Origin of the sequence: Piscinibacterium candidicorallinum (assembly GCF_047549485.1) — a bacterium.
Lineage (GTDB): Bacteria > Pseudomonadota > Gammaproteobacteria > Burkholderiales > Burkholderiaceae_C > Piscinibacterium > Piscinibacterium candidicorallinum.
Window position 1 is genome coordinate 1,176,819 of sequence record NZ_CP180191.1, and the last position, 18,250, is coordinate 1,195,068.

Genomic DNA, 18,250 nt, shown 5'->3' on the forward strand with positions numbered 1-18,250 from the left:
GAGGCGTCAGATCAGCCGGCTTTGCTGTTGCACCAGTTCGCGCAGCAGCGGCACGGTAATGGGGCGCTTGCGTTGCATGGCGTAGGTATCGAGCGCATCGATGGCGCGCATCAGGCTGCCCATGTCGCGCGCAAAGCGGTTCAGCAGCCAGGGCACCACGTCCGGCGAGATGCTCAGGCCGCGTTCGGCCACGCGCTTGGCCACGGCGGCCTGGGCCTGCTCATCCGTGAGCGGTGACAGGCCAAAGACCAGGCCCCAACCGAGCCGCGTGCGCAGGTCTTCACGCAGCACGGCCTGGGCCACCGGCGCGGACAGACTGGCCAGCACGTGCGGCCGGCCCTGCTCGCGGCAGCGGTTGTAGAGGTTGAACAGCACCTGCTGCTGCCAGTCATTGAAGCGGTCCACATCGTCTGCAGCCACCAGAGGGGCGTGGCCAGCGGCTTCAAACGCCGCGCGGCTGGCCACTGGGCTGAGCAATTGCCCGTCATGGGCCACAGCCGCATTGAGCAGATGGGTCTTGCCGCTGCCGCGGGGGCCCCAGAGCGTGATGAAAGGCGCCACGGGCAGGCGGCCGGCGGTCTGGTCAGCAATCAGCTGCTGCAGCGCATGCAGGGCGGTGTCGTTGGCGCCCGGCAGAAAGTTGTCAAACGTGGGGGCGGGCGGCGGGCCGAGATCCAGCAGCAGCTGCCCGGCGGCCAGCTCTGCGAACACAGGCGCGTCCGCGGGGTCATCCATCATTGCGAGCGGGTGTAGAAGTCCGAGTTGCGGTAGCTGCCGTACAGGCGGCGCAGCGCCACGGCGATCACGGCCGACACCGGCAGGGCGATCAGCACGCCCACAAAGCCAAAGAGCTGGCCGAAGGCCATGAGCGCAAAGATCACTACCAGCGGGTGCAGGCCGATGCGCTCACCCACCAGGCGCGGCGTGAGCACAAAGCTTTCCAGCAGCTGGCCGAAGCCGTAGATCACGGCCACGGCCACAAAACCATAGACCGAGCCGAACTGCAGCAGCGCAGCCATGAGCGCCAGCACCAGGCCCAGCGCAAAGCCCAGGTAGGGAATGAACACCAGCAGCCCGGTCAGGATGCCCACCGGCAGCGCCACCGAGAAGCCGGCCACCGCCAGGGCCGCGCTGTAGTAGATGGCCAGGGCCAGCATCACGGACAGCTGCCCGCGCAGGAACTGGGCGAGCAGGTCGTCAATCTCGCGAGCAATGCCGCTGGTCTGGCCCTGCCAGCGCTGCGGCACGAGACCATGCACCTTGGCGACCCAGTTGGGCCAGCTGTCCAGCACATAGAACACCACCAGTGGCAGCAGCAGCAGGGTGCCCAGCCAGCCAACCACGGCCAGCCCGCCGGACATGACGGAGTTGACCAGCTTGGTCGCCGCGTCCTTGTCAAAGGTGTCCATGACGAGCGTGCGGAAGGTACCGGCATCGAGCTGGATCTGCGTGCCCAGCATCTGGTTGAGCTTGGGAATCAGCACCTGATTGACCCGGTCCACCACATTGGGCAGCTGGTTGCGCATGAGTTCGGCCTGCTGGGCGATCACCGGCACCAGAATCAGCACCAGCAGCAGCATGGCCAGCAGCGCTACGCTGATCATCACCAGAGACGCCCAGGTGCGGTTGAAGCGGTGCCGCTGCATCCACTCCACGCCCGGATTGAGCATGTAGGCCAGCACGATGCCGGCCACGAAGGGCGCCAGGATGGGCGAGAGCAGCCACAGCACCCAAAGCAGCGCCGCCCCCACGCCCGCCCAGAACAGGGCCTGCCTGGTCTGCGGGCGCATGGCGGCCAGCAGACCCGGGGCGCTCGGCGTGTGCTCCGGCTCAGTCGCGCGGCTTTCGGCAGCCGCAGAAGGCGCATCGGCCGGCGCCTGCTCCGGGCTTGGCACAGCATCGGTCGGGCCGGGGGCGTCCTCGCGGTCGGGTCCTTGGGTCATGGGGCCTAAAATTGGCGGTTTCGGGTTGGGTGCGGATTATCCCGCACCGCGTCATGGCTTCTGAAGCCGGTCGCGCCAGCCTCCACGCCCCTTCTCACAAGACCCCGCGCATGTCCAACTCCAATCCGTCTACCCCGCAATCCATGACCTACGCCCAGGCCGGGGTGGATATCGAAGCCGGTGACGCGCTGGTCGAGCGCATCAAGCCCTTTGCCAAGCGCACCATGCGTCCGGAAGTGCTGGGCGGCATCGGCGGCTTTGGCGCGCTGATGAGCCTGCCGTCCAAGTACAAGGAGCCGATCCTCGTCAGCGGCACGGACGGCGTGGGCACCAAGCTCAAGCTGGCCTTCGCGCTGAACAAGCACGACACCGTCGGCCAGGACCTCGTGGCCATGAGCGTCAACGACGTGCTGGTGCAAGGCGCCGAGCCGCTGTTCTTCCTGGACTACTTCGCCTGCGGCAAGCTCGATGTGGATACCGCCGCCACCGTGATCCAGGGCATCGCACGCGGCTGCGAGCTGGCCGGCTGCGCGCTGATTGGCGGCGAAACCGCCGAGATGCCCGGCATGTACCCGGTGGGCGAGTACGACCTCGCCGGTTTCTGCGTGGGCGTGGTGGAGAAGGCCAGGATCATCGACGGCAAGAGCGTGGCCGAAGGCGACGTGGTGTTGGGTCTCGCGTCCAGCGGCGCGCACTCGAATGGCTACTCGCTCGTGCGCAAGATTCTCGAGAAGAGCAAGCTCGACCCCCTCGCACCGCTGCTTGGCACCGACAAGCCCCTGCGCGACACCCTGCTCGAACCCACCCGCATTTACGTGAAGCAGGTGCTCAACGTGATGGCCAAGGTGAACCTGAAGGCCATGGCGCATATCACCGGCGGCGGGCTGACCGAGAACATCCCCCGCGTGCTGCCCGAAGGCATGACCGCCGAGCTGGACGGCAAGAGCTGGCCGCGCAGCGCCCTGTTCAAGTGGCTGCAGGCCGAAGGCAATGTGGCGGACCACGAGATGCACCGCACCTTCAACTGCGGCATCGGCTTCGTGGTGGTGGTGTCGCCGCAGGACGCGGATGCCGCCATGGCCGCCTTTGCGGCCGAGGGCGAGCAGGTCTACCGCATCGGCCAGATCCGCAAGAGCGCGGCTGGCGAAGCACCGACCGTCGTTCGCTAAGCCCACGGATGTTCACGGGCATCGTCCAGGGCGTGGCCCATGTGGTCGCCGTCACAGAACGGCCCGGCCTGCGCAGCTTCGAGCTGGCCTTTCCCGCGGGCTTTGACGAGGGGCTGGAGATCGGCGCGAGCGTCTCGGTGGATGGCGTCTGCCTGACCGTCACCGAGCGCAAGGACGGTCACCGCGCCTGCTTTGACGTGATGCAGCAGAGCCTGGGTCTCACCACGCTCGCTGCGCTGCGTGAGGGCAGCCCGATCAATGTGGAGCGTGCCGCCAAGGACGGCGCCGAGATCGGCGGCCATCCGCTCTCCGGCCATGTAGACGGGCAGGGCACGGTCCTCGCCATCCGCAAGCCCGAGAACAACCATGTGCTGAGGATCGGCTTGCCTCCTGAGCTGATGCGCTACGTGTTCGCCAAGGGCTACATCGCCGTGAACGGCTGCAGCCTGACGGCAGCCGAGGTCAACAAGCGCGAGGGCTGGCTCGAAGTCTGGCTGATCCCCGAAACCCTGCGCATGACCACCTTTGCCGACAAGCGCGAGGGTGATCGCCTCAACATCGAGATCGAGCGTCAGACCCAGGTCTTCGTCGACACCGTGCGCGACGCCATCGACGAGCGCCTCGGCCCCCTGCTGCCTGCCTTGCAGGCGCTGCTGGCCGAGCGCGGCGTGAATCTGGACGATCTGGCGCGGCCGCCGCAGATCAAGTGAGCACGCCCGCAGACTCGGCGCCGCCGAGGGACACTGAGCCACTGCGGCCGCAGCGGCCGGGCGACCAGGATTGCTGCGGCTCCGGCTGCGACCGCTGCGTGTGGATCGTCTACGAGGAGCAACTCGACGCCTGGGAGGCGCACCAGCGGCGGCGGTCGTCTGCAGAACATGCGCCGAAGCAGATCTAAGTCTGCTTTCCGCTTGTCCCATGCGGTTCTTCAGTCACTTTGGCCTGAATCACCGCTTGAATACTGGGGTTAGTGCTTTCGGCGCGGACCTGCGGCCGACGGTGAGGGTAAGTTCATCACCTCGCGCTAAGCGACACATTCTCAAGTCTGTTCGGCGGCAGGCTTTCCGCGCTTGGCAGCCTGGACCTTGGCTGCTTCGCGCTTGAGCCCGCGCGATACCGGGCATACGGTCTGCAGGAAGCCCGTCAGCGTCTGAGTCAGCTGCTCTTCCACCAGTCGGTAGTAGACGAACTGACCGCGCTTTTCTGAAGCTACTAGCCCTGCCGTTTCCAGAATCCGCAGATGCTTGGACAGCGAGGGCTTGGACATGTCGAAGCGGTCGGCGATTTCTCCTGCGGACAGCTCACCCTCCGTCAGATACGCGAGGATCTTTCGGCGCGGCGTAGAGGCAAGGGCTTCAAAGATACGTTCCATGACGGGCATCCAAGCTGGGCTGGCGCGGCGGCGTAGCCGCAACGCGACAGCTGCGAAGTTTAACAATGCACTTGCCTATCTGCATATTTAGCTCGTAAGCTAATTACGACCTTAGGTGTTCGTTCGATTGCAGCCGGGGGCGGCAGCGAGCATCCAGGGCGTGTACGAGCTGCAGGGAGCACAGCATGGCAGGCAATCTCGGTGTGGGGCGCGTAGATCCAGATGTGGAAGCCGATCCGGTGAGCGGCACTGTGCGTTGGGCGCCAGTGAAATCCATCTGGTACTTGGGCATGAGTGCAGCAGGGCTGATTGGCGGCGCACTGACGTTTTCATGGTCTGCGCTGGCGGTGTTTCTGATCAGCACCGCCATCACCTTGTGCCTGGGCCATTCCCTGGGCATGCACCGCCGACTGATCCACCGCGCCTATGAAACACCGCGCTGGCTGGAGTATTTCTTCGTCTACTTGGGGACGTTGGTTGGCATGGCTGGGCCGCTCTCCATGATTCGAACGCATGACCTGCGTGACTGGGCACAGCGGCATGCGAAATGCCATGACTACTTCGCGCATCGGCAGAGCTTCTGGAAGGACGCGTGGTGGCAATTGAGCTGCGATATTCAGCTCGCAGCGCCACCACGCATGCGTCTCATCGGTGAGCGCGAGAACAGCCGCTTCTATGCACTTCTTGAACGCACATGGATGTGGCAGCAACTTCCCTGGGCCATCATGTTTTTCGCAATCGGTGGCTGGAGCTGGGTCTTCTGGGGAGTTTGCCTTCGTGTCACGACCGGAGTGACTGGTCATTGGCTTGTCGGCCATTTCGCGCACCGCGAAGGCGAGCGCACCTGGCACGTGACCGGCGCCGGCGTTCAGGGCTACAACATCCGCTTCGCCGCGCTGGTGTCCTTCGGCGAGGCCTGGCACAACAACCATCACGCGTTTCCGGACTCGGCGCGGTTTGCGCATCGGCCGGGGGAAGTGGATTTAGGGTGGTGGGTGCTGCGTTCATTGGAGCGAATGGGCTTGGCGTCGAATCTGGTGATTCCGGCATGCATGACTGCACCCAACCGATTGATAGCGCTCTCAGAGACTTCAGACCCCCCTGCTGCTCGGACTAGCTGGAGAGCATGATGAAAAGGCTGCCTATTTCTCGCTTGCTTGAAACCAGCGTCTTGAGCTCCATGCTTGGCGGCGCCGTGGGTGGTGCCTTGACCTCAATGGCGTACTTCCTCTCGTTGGGGCTCCCGGCAGCCGATTACCCCAGGCCGGAGGGCATGTTGGATGCCGCGTCGAATGTGATAGTCGGCTTTCTCTGGATCTTTGTGTGGGCACCGATCTGGGGCGCGCCGATCGGCCTCGCGTTCGGACTGGTGCTGGGTTCTCCAGTCTTGCTCGCCTTGCTGGCGCGACGTTGGGACAACCCGTGGTTGACTTCGGCCTTGGGTGCGGTGGTGATGCTCTTGGTTGCACGAGCCTGGGGCCTCTGGACGGGTTCGCGTGACGAGAACCTGGTGCTTCTGGTTCTCGGTGCTAGCTCAGCCGTCGCCGGCTGGATCGCTGGTTTCTCAGCTACCAGACGTATCGAACGGATCAAGTCCGAGGCTGCAACGGAACTTCCAATTGCTAGGGAGTCGAGTCAATAGACATCAACCAGCACCTTGCTCACCGTGTACTTCCCGCCACCGTACCAGCCGCGGGTGCTGGCATCGCGCGTGAAGCGGACCTTGATGGTGGGGGCGCTGGTCGGGTACTTCGGATTGCTGGTGTAGCGCGGCGCCGGTGCGCTGCCCACGTTGTAGCTGGCGGATTGATCGACCACGCGCGTGAGAGTTTTGCTGGTTTCGTTGGCCGCGAAGATGTCTGCGCTGTCGTAGTAGCCGCTGTAGTAGCGGCTGCTGATGGCGGCCTTGGTGCTGGTGATAGTCTTGCTCGCGTAGCTGTAGCTGTCGCCAGCGCTGAGCAGGCTCACGCGCACGCCGCTGACCTTGTAGTAGCTGCCACTGCTCACGCTGGCGGCGGCGGTGTCGCTGATGATCACGGTGCCGCTGCCGAAGACCTTGCCGGTCTGGGTCGATGGGTCCACCAGGAAGCCGGTGTCTTCATCGACGCCGAAGCCCTGCGTGATGCCCAGCGCACGCTGTGCGGCGATGAGCCGGCCCAGGCGGCCGGAGCGAGAATCGAAGTGGGTGTCTGAGAGCAGGGTGGTGGGCAGGAAGCCTAGACCCTTGAGCGTGGCGCCGTTGTCGTAGTAGCGCAGGCTGGTGCTGCCTTCGCGCGTGTCACCAAAGGGGTTGCTTGTGGCCACGGTCTTGGCCTGCAGGTCGGCGCCGAAGTAGAGGTAGCCATAGGAGATGCCGGCGCCGTGCATGGTCACGTTCAGGATATGGTTGCCCGCGGAGTCACCGGCAATGACGATGGCGCCCGAGCCGTTGGCCCAGCGCGCGCGCAGCGCAGCGGCCAGGGGTGTGTCGCTGCCGTCGCCCTTCATGAAGCTGCGGGCGATGCGCGATTGATCGCCGCCGGAGAAGAAGACCACATCTGCCTGGTTGATGATGGCGATGTTGGCGTCTCCGGCCGCATTGCCGCTGTAGGCGTGGGTGCCGGCGTTGTCCACATGCGCCGTGATGTGCCGCGGCGAGAAGCCGTGGGTCTGGAACAGATTGGCGTAGCCACGCTTGCTCACTGCACCGCTGCTGGTGAGCAGGTCGTTGGCGAAGGCGTCCGCCCCCGTGGCGTAGTCTGCCGACGCCGCCGTCACGACGGCAATGCGCGGGCAGGTGGTGGTGGCCCAGTTGCTGCTGCAGTTGCTGGTGCTGTTGATGTTGGGTGTGAAGCCCGTGTCCTTGCCGGTGGCGCGGCGCAGGCCGTTCACGAAGAGATCCGAATTGGTGTCGGAGTAGCCGCCACCCATCAGATACAGCACGCCGGCGCTTGCGGGGGCTGCCGCGGCGGCAGCCAAGCAGAACAGCAAACAGGACAGCAGGACCTTCGGTACAGCACGAGCATGGGCTGACATGGTTTCCCTCCTGAAGCGCTGCGCATGGGTTCATGCACGAGCCGTATGACGGTAGGCCGGTAGATGGCCCGCGCATTTCATGCATGCGACACTGCCGTTCAGTTTTGCGACACGCCGCAAGAGAGTTCACACATGCGTGTTGTCGATCCGATATCCAGCGCAGTGGGAGGGACGATGGCCAAGACCGTGTTGGAGAAGCTGGGGCTCAAGCCGGGCGAGCTTGCGGCGCAGTTGGGCTGCCCGGCCGACGTGGCGGACCTGGCGTGTCTGCCGCCGCTGGCAAAGACCCACGGCGATCCGGATCTGCTGATCGGTTTCGTGAAAGGCGCAGCTGAAGTGGAAGGCGTGCTCGCCAAACTCAAGCCCCGCTACGCACGCGGCAAGAAACTCTGGTTCGCGTACCCCAAGAAGTCAGGTGCAATCAAAACCGACATCACACGCGACCATGGCTGGGAGGCGCTGGCCGCTGCGAACCTGCTGCTCGTCACGCAGGTAGCGATCGACGACACCTGGAGCGCCCTGCGCTTTCGTTACCGCGACGAGATTCCGGCGCTGACGCGCAAGTTCTAGCCCCGGAAAAGAAAACGAGATGGGCTCTGGGTGCGGTTCTTCAGACCAAAATGACTGGAGAAGCCCAGCAGACAAGCGGAAAGCCTTCTGCTAATCCGCGGCCTTGCCGCTGGATCTGCTTACAGAAACCCGACCTTGGCCTTCTTCACGTTGTGCGCGGCAAAGTCCTCGGGCACGAGATGATCGCGGCCCGCCAGCTTGGCGGAACCGAAGGCGTTGAGCAGCATGCGGCGCATGTCGCGCGGCTTGAGCTCGGACAGGCGCGAGAGCGCCAGCTCGTTGATCTCCGGCTCGAACTCGTCGCCCCACGCATGGGATGCGCGCAGCTCGTTGTAGAGCGTCTCGGCGATCCTGCGCAGGCCATCGGCGTCCGGTGACTCGATCTCGTACACATTCATGCGGTTGAGGATCGGCTCCGGGATGGCGCGGGCGTCATTGGCGGTGGCAATCCAGATCACCTGCGAGCAGTCGATCGGCACCTCGGCAAATTCATCGATGAAGGCGCTGGCCGTGTCGTGCTCCAGCAAGCTGTAGAGCGCGCCCAGCGGGTCGTACTGGGTCTGATTGGCGGCCTTGTCCACCTCGTCGATGAGCATGAGCGGGTTGGCGTACTCGCCGTTCACGAGCGTCTCGAAGACCTTGCCCGGCTTGGCGTTCTTCCACTGGCTGCTGGCCCCGGAGATCACCCAGCCGGCGGTCATGCTGCTCATGCTCATGAAGGCGTGGTTGGTGCCCAGCAGATCGGAGACCTTGCGTGCAAAGTGGGTCTTGCCGATGCCGGGCTCGCCCAGCAGCAGCATGGGCGTGATCTCGAGCGGGTCGCCGCTGCTGGCGCACAGGGCCACCTGCTTGCGCAGATCGGCCAGAGGTTCGGCAAAGTTGGGCAGGGCCTCGGCCAGCGCGTCGATCTGCGGGATCTCGCTGGGCTTCACGCAGAAGCGCTCGCCGCCCATGCGGATCATCTTTTCGTAGGTGGACTTCAGTGCGTCGTTCGCACTCGCAGTCAGCTCGTTCAGGGCCCGCTCGATCTTGCTCGGGTCATAGACGGACTTCACATTGGCGACGGCGATGGACATTGCACTGATCCTCCATGCAGACACGGTCCTGAAAACTTAACGCTGCTTCGCTCCACGCGGAAGACACTGCAGCTCGCCCGCGTTGTTTTCAGTATGTGTTCAGTCCACCATAGGCGAGCAATCGGCGTGCCAGCAAAGGTGATGAGCGGCGGGAAGGGCGCCCAGTTCTGCGCTTGTAGGAAGCGCGCTGACAGCCTTGCGTCTAGTGCGTCTTGCTGTCTGGCGTTGCCGTGGCAATGAGCCACACACCCGCTGCAGCGCAGGCAAAGGCCAGCCCGTGCGGCCAGGCCAGGCGCTCGCCCAGGAAGAGTGCGCCCACGAGGCAGGACGCAATTGGCAGTGCCACCGTGAACACGCCCGCCTGCGAGGCCGGCACCTTCTTCAGCCCGGTCATCCACAGCCACACGGCCCACTGGCTGGCCGCGAGTGAATAGAACACCAGCAGCAGCCAGCTCTGAGTGCTGACGCCGCCGAAGTCAAAGCGCGGCGTCATGAGCAGGTAGGTGCCGATGGCAAAGGGCAGGGTGAGCGCCAGCCCCACGAGATTGATGAGCGCGGACACACGCTTGGGCGACACCTGATCGGCCAGGCGCTTGCCGATCACGACATACAGCGCCTCGCAGAACACGGCGCCAAGCAGCAGCGCATTGCCCAGCAGTGCTGTGCGCACCTGCGCCGCCGACGCGGTGCCTGCAGTGTCCAGCTTGGCGAGGTTGATGAAGGCAATGGCCGCCACGGCCAGCAGCAGCGCGATGATCACGCGCCCGCCCGGCCGTTCACCGAGCATGAGCCAGGACAGGAGCGCCACCGCCGCCGGAATCAGGCTCATGATGATGCCCGCCGCACTGGCCGAGGACAGTGCCACGCCGTACAGCATGCAGGCCGAGAACAGGAAATTGCCGAAGAAGCTCTGCCAGAAGAGCCACATGCGGCTGGACGGCGAGAGCGGCGCTTCGTCTGGCCCGAGCTTCAGCCAGGGCAGCATCACGATGGCGGCGATGCCAAAGCGCAAGCCCGCGAGGATGAACACCGGCAGCGCCGCTGTGAGCGGCTTGGACAGGGCCACATAGGTGCCCACCAGCGTCATGCTGGCCCAGAGGCTCAGGTAGGCGGCGGAACGGGTCACGCGGAGTGCATCTCAAGGGCCGCGAGCAGATCGGGCAGCGAAGGCGCTTGCAGCACCACGTCTGCACCGAGCCCGCGCAGCCAGGTCATCTGCCGCTTGGCAAGCTGGCGCGTGGCCGTGATGGCGCGCTCGCGTGCGCTGGACAAGTCGCAATGGCCATCGAGGTGTTCCCAGAGCTGGCGGTAGCCCACGCTGCGGATGCTCGGCAGCTCGGCGTGCAGATCGCCACGCGCCTTCAGTGCGCGCACTTCGTCTAGCAGGCCGGCGGCGAGCATGGCGTCAAAGCGCTGCTCGGCAGCCTCGCGGCGCAGATTTCGCTCGGGCTGGATGCTGATGTGCAGCAGGCGAAGCGGCGCAGGTTCATGCGCGGCGCCGCGTTGCAGTTCAGACAGGGGCTGGCCGGTGAGCTCGATCACTTCCAGCGCACGCTGGATGCGCTGCTTGTCGTTCGGCGCCAGGCGCGCGGCGGTGGCGGGGTCGAGTGTGGCGAGCCGCGCGTGCATCGCGGGCCAGCCCTGGGCGGCCGCTTCGGCATCAATGCGTGCACGCAGCGCAGCGTCAGCTTGCGGCAGCGCGGACAGGCCCTCGGTCAGCGCCTTGAAATAGAGCATGGTGCCCCCCACGATCAGCGGCAGCGCACCGCGCGCGCGGATGGCGGGCGTGAGCGAGCACACATCGCGCGCAAACTGCGCGGCGCTGTAGACCTCGGCCGGGTCGAGCAGATCAATCAGATGGTGCGGCACCGCAGCCTGCTCGGTAGCTGTGGGCTTGGCCGTGCCGATATTCATGCCGCGGTAGACCTGCGCAGAATCCATGCTGATGATCTCGCAGGGCTGCTGACCCGCCCAGGTGGCGGCAAGCTGCAGGGCAAGCGCGGACTTGCCGCTGGCCGTGGGGCCGCTGATGACCAGCGCGTCGAAGCGGTCGAAAAGCTGCGCGGGGTTCAGTACCGAAATGCTGCCCATCACTTCCCGCGCATGAACAGCCGATCCAGCTCGGCCAGGCTCCACTGCACCCAGGTGGGCCGGCCGTGGTTGCATTGGTCGGCGCGCTCGGTGGCTTCCATCTGGCGCAGCAGCGCGTTCATTTCAGGCAGGGTCAGCGCACGGTTGGCGCGCACCGCAGCGTGGCAGGCCATGGTGGCCAGCAGCTCATTGCGCGTGGCTTCCACCACCGTGGCGGAGCCGCTTTGCGCCATTTCATCGAGCACGTCACGGAACAGCTGCGTCGCATCCGCATCGGCCAAGAGCCGCGGCACGGCGCGCAGCAGTGCCTGCGTCTCGGAGGCCATGGAGTATTCAAAGCCCAATTGCGCAAGCGCAGCCGGTTCGTCCGCCGCGGCCTGCGCCTGTTCGGCCGTGAGCAGCACGGGCAGGGGCACCAGCAGGCTCTGCGCCTCCACGGTGCGGGCGTCGAGCGAGCGCTTGAGCTGCTCGTACAGGATGCGCTCGTGCGCGGCATGCATGTCCACCAGCACCAGCCCGCGGTTGTTCTGCGCAAGGATGTAGATGCCGTGCAGCTGGGCGACGGCAAAGCCCAGGGGCGTGCCCTCGTTCTCGCTTGTCTGGCGAGGATCTTCAGGTCCTCTGCCTGAAGACGCTTGCCCAGAGCCGTTCTCCAGAGGCATGCCTTGAAGATCCGCACCGGGCAAGCGGAAAGCGGCAGGTGCCTCGATGGACTGCCCCTGCGACAGCGCCTGCTGCACAAAGGCCAGGTAGGCGCTGGAGCGCTCCGCCGCAAACATGGGCTGCTGCTGCGGCAGCGGGTAGGGCAGCGGAGCTGCCGGGGCAGCTTGTGCGGTGGGTGTCGCGGCCGTTCCCGCAGTGCGTGAGAGCGCGGACTTGATGGCCTGCACCACAAAACCATGCACCGCCCGACTGTCGCGAAAGCGCACCTCGGCCTTGGCGGGGTGCACGTTCACATCCACCGTCATCGGGTCCACAGACAGGAACAGGCAATAGTCCGGTTGCAGCTGACCATGCAGCACATCCTCATACGCGGCGCGCATGGCATGGGCCAGCAGCTTGTCGCGAACCGCACGGCCATTCACAAAGAAGTACTGGTGGCTGGCGCGGCCCTTGGCAGCGGTGGGCAGGGCCACTCGGCCCACCAGGCTCAAGGCGCCGTGCGCGTCGATCGGTACGCTCACGCCTTGGAAGTCCTCACCCAGCACCTGGCGGATGCGCGCGTCCAGCGGGCCGGCCGGATAGTTGCGCAGTACCTTGCCGTTGTGGATGACCGTGAAGCCCACCTGGGGCGCCGCGAGTGCCTGGCGGTCCAGCGCCTCGATGCAGTGGCCCAGCTCCGTGCCTTCCTGCTTGAGGAACTTGCGCCGCGCCGGCGTCTGGGAAAAGAGGTTGCGCACATCCACCACCGTGCCGCGGCTGCCCGCGGCCGGGCTGGCCGTCCAGCTGCCTGTGGCGTTGTCCAGCAGGGTGGCGGCCTGCGCGTCAGCCGTGCGGGAGGTGACGCTCATGTGCGCCACCGAGGCGATCGCGGCCAGGGCTTCGCCCCGGAAGCCGAAGCTCGCCACGCTTTCCAGCTCGGTGAGGGAGCGGATCTTGCTCGTGGCGTGGCGCGTCACGGCCAAGGGCAGCTCATCGGCCACGATGCCGGCACCGTCGTCTTCCACGCAGATGCGTCCGATGCCGCCGGCCTCCAGACGCAGGGTGATGCGGCTCGCGCCCGCGTCTACGGCGTTTTCAATGAGTTCCTTGACCACGCTGGCCGGGCGCTCGACCACCTCACCCGCGGCGATCTGAGAGATCAGCGCGTCGGGCAGCAGGGCGATGGAGCGCAACGGGGCAGACATGGCGCGGATTGTAGGGAGCCGCGCCGATCGATCCCATGCAGTCGGCTCGGCGAGCTGCCGCGTACCGGCCGCCCCGTGCAAGATGGGCGCCATGTTCGGCAGATAACATCGGCGCAGTCCGCACGGGCGGAACGCAGACTCGATACAAGGACGCATGGAATTTCTCACCGAGGCCCTGCGCTGGGTGCTGGAACTGGACAAGCACATCGGCGGCTTCTGGGCGCAGTACGGGCTCTGGCTGTATGTGCTGGTGTTCTGCATCGTGTTTGCCGAGACCGGGCTCGTCGTCACGCCCTGGCTGCCCGGCGATTCGCTGCTCTTCGTACTCGGGGCACTGGCTGCAGCGGGCGGGCCGAATGTCTGGATGCTGATCGCGATCCTGATCGTCGCCGCCATCCTGGGCAACACCAGCAACTACTGGATCGGGCGCTGGCTGGGGCCCAGGGTCTTTCACTACGAGCACACACGCCTGCTCTCCAAGGACGTGTTGATGCGCACCCATAGCTTCTATGAAAAGCATGGTGGCATCACGATCGTCGTCAGCCGCTTTTTGCCGCTGATCCGGACCTTTGCGCCCTTCGTGGCTGGCATTGGCAGCATGCCGCACCACCGCTTCCAGCTCTTTTCCATTACAGGCGGCATCGCATGGGTCTGCGTCTTTGTGGGGGCGGGCTACTTCTTCGGCAGCATCCCGGTAGTGAAGAACAATCTGCCGCTGGTGATCGTCGGCGTGATCTTCATCTCCTTTCTGCCGCTGGCCTTTGAAGCCCTGCGCACTTGGCTGGAAAAGCGCAAGGCACGATGATGTCCTACACACATTCGGGCATCGAAGCGCTCTGGATGCGCGGCGGCACGAGCAAGGGCCTGTTCCTGCGGGCTGCCGACCTGCCAGAAGATGCAACGGCCCGCAGCCTGCTGCTAGCCCGTCTGCTCGGCAGCCCCGACCCCTACAAGGCGCAGATCGACGGTCTGGGCGGCGCGACTTCGTCCACCAGCAAGGTGGTGCTGCTGGCCCGCAGTGCCCGTGCCGATGCAGACATCGACTACCTCTTCGGCCAGGTGAGCATCGACACCGCCCACATCGACTGGAGCGGCAACTGCGGCAACCTGAGCGCCGCTGTGGGGCCCGCAGCCTTCCACCTCGGCCTGCTGCCGGTGCCGCAAGGTGACCACGCCATCGTCCGCATCTGGCAGATGAATATCGGCAAGCACATCCTGGCTCGCGTGCCGCTTGCGCACGGGCAGGTGCAGGAGCAGGGCGAGTTCATGCTGGATGGCGTGGCCTTTGCGGCCGCGCCGATCGAACTCACCTTCGTGGACCCGGCGCCGGATGACGATGTTGGTGATGCCCGCGGGCTCTTCCCCACCGGCCGCCTGATCGACCGACTGGAACCGGCGGTGGGTATGCCGATCGATGCCACGCTGATCACCGCCGGCAACCCGACCGTGATCGTGCGTGCGGCCGATCTGTGTCTGGTGGGCGACGAACTGCAGCCGCAGATCAATGGCGACGCCGCGCTGCTGTCGCGCCTGGAAGCCATCCGCGCCGCCGGCAGCGTGGCCATGGGTCTGGCCGAGAGCCTTGAAGCCGCCACCCACAGCCGGCCGGCGACGCCCAAGATCGCTTTCATCGCGCCGCCCGCGCGATACATCAGCTCAGCAGGCAAAACGATCGAAGCCAGCGAGATCGACCTCCTCGCCCGCATCCTGTCCATGGGCAAGCTGCACCACGCGTTTACGGGCACCGGCTCGGTGGGACTGGCTGCGGCCTGCGCTGTGCCGGGCACGATCGCATCGCAGATTGCCGGGCAGCGGGCTCACCTGCGAATCGGCCACACCTCGGGTGTACTCGCCGTGGGCGCCAAAGCCGAGCAGCGCGCCGACGGCTGGACCGTTACCGAAGCGACGATGACCCGCAGTGCACGGCGCTTGATGCAAGGGAGGGTGTTTGGGTGAGTACCTGGGTGAATCGCGTGGCGTGTGCCAGTCTGGGTTTGGCGATCCCGGTTCTGCTCGCGACTTCTCCGATCCTTGCAGTGCTTGCCACGGCCTCCGTTGGGTCAGCGGAAGCGGCACAGGCGACTCAAACGCTCTCACTGGTGGCCGAGTGGGTAATTCCTGCGCTGCTCATGGGCGGGACCCTGCTAGCCGTGCCTCACTTGAGGCTCTTGGAACGCCCCGGATTGAGCGCAGGGGTGACGTGCTTCGCATGTATCGTTGGCGTGGCCTTGAGTTGGTCCTTGGGAGGGATCCGCGGCGGAGCCGAGCGGTGGTTCTGCCTAGCAGTGATTTTGGGTGGCATCTGGGGTCTCATTTCCGCTGGCTTGTTTCGCAGAATCGTGCAGACCGCGAGGACCATGGGCTCTGAGCCGCTTACATCTTCAGAGTTAGGTAGGAGCCAGCCGGATCAAGTCGGTCAGCAAGCTCGATCGGAGGCAGACTTCCGAGTGACATGTGCGCTCTATCGATGGGGAGGCAGTGTCTTCGGACTAGCTGCATTCGGAATCGTGGCGTTCGACTCGGCGGACCTGCCAACCTGGCTTCAACTCGTCTGCGCCGGCGGTGGCATGTATGGTCTCTGGGTGGTGTGTTGGACAGGCCAACTGACCCTTTCGCGTGTTGCGATCACGCACCGAAACATCTTCGGTACCTACTCCATACGTTGGAGCGAGATTGATCGCGTTGAGTTCGGAAGCGCGTACGGAACAGAAACCTATGTCTTCTTTGGAGTGGGCAAGCATTTCGCCGTTTATGGACCGATGGTCTGGTCTGGTGCAGATATCGAGAAGGCAAAGCAGCTGCTTGCCGAAGAGTTACAGGCCCGATCGCTGATCCCCGTGCAGACCAAATCGGCGGAGTGGCGCACCCACAAGAACGTCCGGTTGCGGTGACTGGTTCTGTTCATCCAGCTCTCGACCTGAACCACAGGACTGAAAAGCTTCCATGAGCACGATCCAGCCCTTCCTCGGCATCATCCTCATGCTCGCCCTGTGCTGGGCCATTTCCGAAGACCGCAAGGCCATCCAGTGGCGACCGGTCTGGACGGGCATGCTGCTGGCCTTCGTGATGATGCTGGCGCTGCAGAAGCTCACCGGTCTGCAGCCGGTGATGGCGGCCATGAACGGCGCGGTGGATGCCCTGGCGGCGGCCACACGGCAGGGCACGAGCTTTGTGTTTGGCTACCTCGGCGGTGGCGGCACGCCATTTGCGGTGAGCAATCCGAACGCCGGCTTCGTGCTCGCCTTCCAGGCCTTGCCCATTGCGCTGGTGGTGGGCGCGCTGTCGGCGCTGCTGTTCTATTGGGGCGTGCTGCCCTTGGTGGTGCGTGGCTTTGCCTGGCTGCTGAAGAAGACCATGGGCGTGGGTGGCGCCACCGGGCTGTCGGCCGCGGCGAATGTGTTCCTCGGGCAGGTGGAGGCGCCGCTGGTGGTCAAGCCCTATCTGGCCACCATGACCCGCGGCGAACTCTTCGTGGTGATCACCTGCGGTATGGCGACCATCGCGGGCACGGTGCTGGTGGTGTATGCGGCCATGCTCGGCCCGCTGATTCCCGGCGCGCTGTCGCATCTGCTGATCTGCTCGTTCGTGTCTACGCCGGTCGCCATTGCCATCTGTGCGCTGATGGTGCCCTTGACCCCGAGCGACGATGCCAAGGTGGAACTGCCCGAGGAGGATCGCAGCGCAATCGGTGCCATTACGCGCGGCACCACGGATGCGTTGCAGATCGTGCTGGCGATCGTGGCGATGCTGATTGTGTTTGTAGCGCTGGTGGCGCTGGCCAATTCGCTACTCGGCCTGCTGCCCCAGGTGCTGGGTGCGCCGCTGACCCTGGAGCGCGTGTTCGGCTGGCTGTTTGCACCGCTGGCCTGGCTGATCGGCGTGCCCTGGGAAGAGGCGCATGTGGCCGGCAATCTGCTGGGCAAGAAGACCGTGATCAATGAGTTTCTGGCCTATCTGGATCTGGCCGGCGCGCCGGGACAGCAGCTTTCGGAGCGCAGCCGTCTGCTGATGCTCTATGCCCTGTGCGGCTTTGCCAACTTTGGCAGCCTGGGCATTGCGCTGGCGAGCCTTCGCACCCTGCTCCCTCCGGATCGGCAGGCCGTGCTCGCCAGCCTGGGGCTGAAGTCCATCCTGGCTGGCCTGCTGTCGACCTGCATCACTGCCGCGCTTGTGGCACTGATCGTCTGAGGTGCCGATGAGTCAGATCGAAGCTGCTGCGTCAGACGCGGCGCAGGGTAGTGCGGCCGACCCAAAGCCACTGCGCCGCGCGCATCTGGATGCCTGGGCGGTGCTGTTGCTGCTGGGTTGCTGTGCGCTGTGGGGCATGACACAGGTAGCCATCAAGCTGGCGCTGCCGGAGGTCGGCCCGCTGGCGCAGAACATGATCCGCAACATCGTGGCCGCGGCGCTGATCCTGGCGTGGATGCGCTGGCGCGGCATTGGGTTTGGTGTGCGGGACGGGATGCTCGGCCCGGGGCTGCTGGTAGGGGCGCTGTTTGCGCTCGAGTTCGCCTTCCTGTTCTCCGCGCTGACCATGACCACCGCTGCGCGCGGCACGGTATTCATCAATTCTTCACCCTTGATCGTGGCGGTGCTGCTGGCGATTCTGGTGCCTGCCGAGCGCTTGAAGCCCCTGCAGATCGGCGGGCTGGTTCTCGCCTTTGCCGCGCTGGCCTATGCCTTTTCGGATGCGTTCAGCGGCGCCGGCCTGCCCGGCCAGTGGCGGGGCGACGTGCTTATGCTCAGCGCCGCCGTGCTCTGGGGCCTCACCACCGTGATCATTCGTGTCAGCCGACTGCGCCACGCCCCGGCCGAGACCACGCTGGCCTACCAGCTCTGCGCCGCAGCGGTGCTCGGTCCGATCATGTGGGCCGCGAGCGGCGAACCCTGGCCGTCGCAGTGGTCCTGGGTTTCTGTGGGGTCGCTCGCCTATCAGGCCGTGATCGTGACCTTCATCAGCTATCTGGTGTGGTTCTGGCTGCTAACGCGCTATCCCGCCACGCGGGTGCAGTCCTTTGCGCTGTTCTCGCCGGTGTTCGGCGTCATCGGCGCAGGGGTCATCTTGGGCGAACCGATCGGCTGGAAGCTGATGGTCGCACTCGCGGCGATCCTCGCGGGGATTACGCTTTTGAATCGCCGGTCTTGAATTGTTTCATTATCGGACGTT

At 65.2% G+C, this 18,250-nt stretch carries 19 protein-coding genes; 11 read left to right on the plus strand and 8 right to left on the minus strand.

The annotated features are described in order from the left end of the window. Window positions 1-6: 6 nt before the first annotated feature. Together hda and ACMDW7_RS05270 are read right to left on the minus strand one after the other, a co-directional pair. Window positions 7-738 (minus strand): DnaA regulatory inactivator Hda, encoded by a 732-nt coding sequence (gene hda / locus ACMDW7_RS05265; protein ID WP_377300460.1) that lies wholly within the window; start codon window positions 736-738, stop codon window positions 7-9. After that, a complete protein-coding gene (locus ACMDW7_RS05270; RefSeq protein ID WP_377300459.1) occupies window positions 735-1,943 on the minus strand; it encodes an AI-2E family transporter in 1,209 nt (402 codons plus the stop codon). Before ACMDW7_RS05270 ends, hda begins: the two co-directional genes overlap by 4 nt. A 110-nt stretch (window positions 1,944-2,053) precedes the next feature. On the opposite strand from ACMDW7_RS05270, the gene purM reads away from it, so the two are divergent. Genes purM through ACMDW7_RS05285 form a run of 3 tightly spaced genes read left to right on the plus strand, consistent with a single transcriptional unit; the run spans window position 2,054 to window position 4,010 of the window. After that, the gene (gene purM, locus ACMDW7_RS05275; protein WP_377300458.1) at window positions 2,054-3,112 is read left to right on the plus strand and encodes a phosphoribosylformylglycinamidine cyclo-ligase; all 1,059 of its coding nucleotides are present in this window, start codon (window positions 2,054-2,056) and stop codon (window positions 3,110-3,112) included. Window positions 3,113-3,120: 8 nt separating this feature from the next. Then, a complete protein-coding gene (locus ACMDW7_RS05280) occupies window positions 3,121-3,822 on the plus strand; it encodes a riboflavin synthase subunit alpha (RefSeq protein WP_377300457.1) in 702 nt (233 codons plus the stop codon). Next, complete coding sequence (locus tag ACMDW7_RS05285; protein WP_377300456.1) at window positions 3,819-4,010, plus strand: oxidoreductase-like domain-containing protein; 192 nt, start codon at window positions 3,819-3,821, stop codon at window positions 4,008-4,010. Before ACMDW7_RS05280 ends, ACMDW7_RS05285 begins: the two co-directional genes overlap by 4 nt. 141 nt (window positions 4,011-4,151) lie before the next feature. On the opposite strand, the gene ACMDW7_RS05290 is transcribed toward ACMDW7_RS05285, so the two are convergent. Then, on the minus strand, window positions 4,152-4,484 hold the full coding sequence (locus ACMDW7_RS05290) for a metalloregulator ArsR/SmtB family transcription factor (protein WP_377300455.1): 333 nt from the start codon (window positions 4,482-4,484) through the stop codon (window positions 4,152-4,154). 185 nt (window positions 4,485-4,669) lie between these two features. Here ACMDW7_RS05290 and ACMDW7_RS05295 point away from each other — a divergent pair, with 185 nt between their 5' ends. After that, complete coding sequence (locus ACMDW7_RS05295; protein WP_377300454.1) at window positions 4,670-5,614, plus strand: acyl-CoA desaturase; 945 nt, start codon at window positions 4,670-4,672, stop codon at window positions 5,612-5,614. Then, window positions 5,614-6,126, plus strand: coding sequence for a hypothetical protein (locus ACMDW7_RS05300; RefSeq protein WP_377300453.1), 513 nt, complete (start codon window positions 5,614-5,616; stop codon window positions 6,124-6,126). The genes ACMDW7_RS05295 and ACMDW7_RS05300 overlap by 1 nt, the downstream gene beginning before the upstream one ends. Here ACMDW7_RS05300 and ACMDW7_RS05305 read toward each other — a convergent pair. Then, entirely contained in the window at window positions 6,120-7,499 is a 1,380-nt protein-coding gene (locus tag ACMDW7_RS05305; protein WP_377300452.1) for a cyanophycinase, read from the minus strand. The genes ACMDW7_RS05300 and ACMDW7_RS05305 overlap by 7 nt on opposite strands. Before the next feature lie 132 nt (window positions 7,500-7,631). Between ACMDW7_RS05305 and ACMDW7_RS05310 the strand changes: the two genes are divergently transcribed. Then, window positions 7,632-8,069: a hypothetical protein gene (locus ACMDW7_RS05310; RefSeq protein ID WP_414859621.1), complete on the plus strand. Its 438-nt coding sequence runs from the start codon at window positions 7,632-7,634 to the stop codon at window positions 8,067-8,069. Window positions 8,070-8,188: 119 nt separating this feature from the next. Here ACMDW7_RS05310 and ACMDW7_RS05315 read toward each other — a convergent pair whose 3' ends face one another. The 4 genes from ACMDW7_RS05315 to mutL all read right to left on the minus strand — a co-directional run bounded on the left by ACMDW7_RS05315 (window position 8,189) and on the right by mutL (window position 13,083). Then, window positions 8,189-9,145: an AAA family ATPase gene (locus ACMDW7_RS05315; RefSeq protein ID WP_377300450.1), complete on the minus strand. Its 957-nt coding sequence runs from the start codon at window positions 9,143-9,145 to the stop codon at window positions 8,189-8,191. 202 nt (window positions 9,146-9,347) lie between these two features. Beyond that, on the minus strand, window positions 9,348-10,271 hold the full coding sequence (locus ACMDW7_RS05320; RefSeq protein WP_377300449.1) for a DMT family transporter: 924 nt from the start codon (window positions 10,269-10,271) through the stop codon (window positions 9,348-9,350). Beyond that, the gene (gene miaA, locus ACMDW7_RS05325; protein ID WP_377300448.1) at window positions 10,268-11,236 is read right to left on the minus strand and encodes a tRNA (adenosine(37)-N6)-dimethylallyltransferase MiaA; all 969 of its coding nucleotides are present in this window, start codon (window positions 11,234-11,236) and stop codon (window positions 10,268-10,270) included. The genes ACMDW7_RS05320 and miaA overlap by 4 nt, the downstream gene beginning before the upstream one ends. Continuing rightward, window positions 11,236-13,083 carry a DNA mismatch repair endonuclease MutL gene (gene mutL / locus ACMDW7_RS05330; protein WP_377300447.1) on the minus strand — a complete coding sequence of 616 codons (1,848 nt, stop codon included), beginning with the start codon at window positions 13,081-13,083 and terminating at the stop codon, window positions 11,236-11,238. The genes miaA and mutL overlap by 1 nt, the downstream gene beginning before the upstream one ends. A gap of 154 nt (window positions 13,084-13,237) precedes the next feature. Here mutL and ACMDW7_RS05335 point away from each other — a divergent pair, with 154 nt between their 5' ends. The 5 genes from ACMDW7_RS05335 (at window position 13,238) to ACMDW7_RS05355 (ending at window position 18,229) form a co-directional block, all read left to right on the plus strand. Next, a complete protein-coding gene (locus ACMDW7_RS05335; RefSeq protein ID WP_377300446.1) occupies window positions 13,238-13,888 on the plus strand; it encodes a DedA family protein in 651 nt (216 codons plus the stop codon). Beyond that, window positions 13,885-15,039, plus strand: a complete 1,155-nt coding sequence (prpF, locus tag ACMDW7_RS05340; RefSeq protein WP_414859622.1) for a 2-methylaconitate cis-trans isomerase PrpF — start codon at window positions 13,885-13,887, stop codon at window positions 15,037-15,039. The genes ACMDW7_RS05335 and prpF overlap by 4 nt, the downstream gene beginning before the upstream one ends. Window positions 15,040-15,590: 551 nt before the next feature. Next, a complete protein-coding gene (locus ACMDW7_RS05345) occupies window positions 15,591-15,974 on the plus strand; it encodes a hypothetical protein (RefSeq protein ID WP_377300444.1) in 384 nt (127 codons plus the stop codon). A 52-nt stretch (window positions 15,975-16,026) separates the two neighbouring features. Beyond that, window positions 16,027-17,271 carry a NupC/NupG family nucleoside CNT transporter gene (locus ACMDW7_RS05350; protein ID WP_377300443.1) on the plus strand — a complete coding sequence of 415 codons (1,245 nt, stop codon included), beginning with the start codon at window positions 16,027-16,029 and terminating at the stop codon, window positions 17,269-17,271. A gap of 7 nt (window positions 17,272-17,278) precedes the next feature. After that, complete coding sequence (locus ACMDW7_RS05355; RefSeq protein ID WP_377300442.1) at window positions 17,279-18,229, plus strand: DMT family transporter; 951 nt, start codon at window positions 17,279-17,281, stop codon at window positions 18,227-18,229. Window positions 18,230-18,250 lie beyond the last annotated feature (21 nt).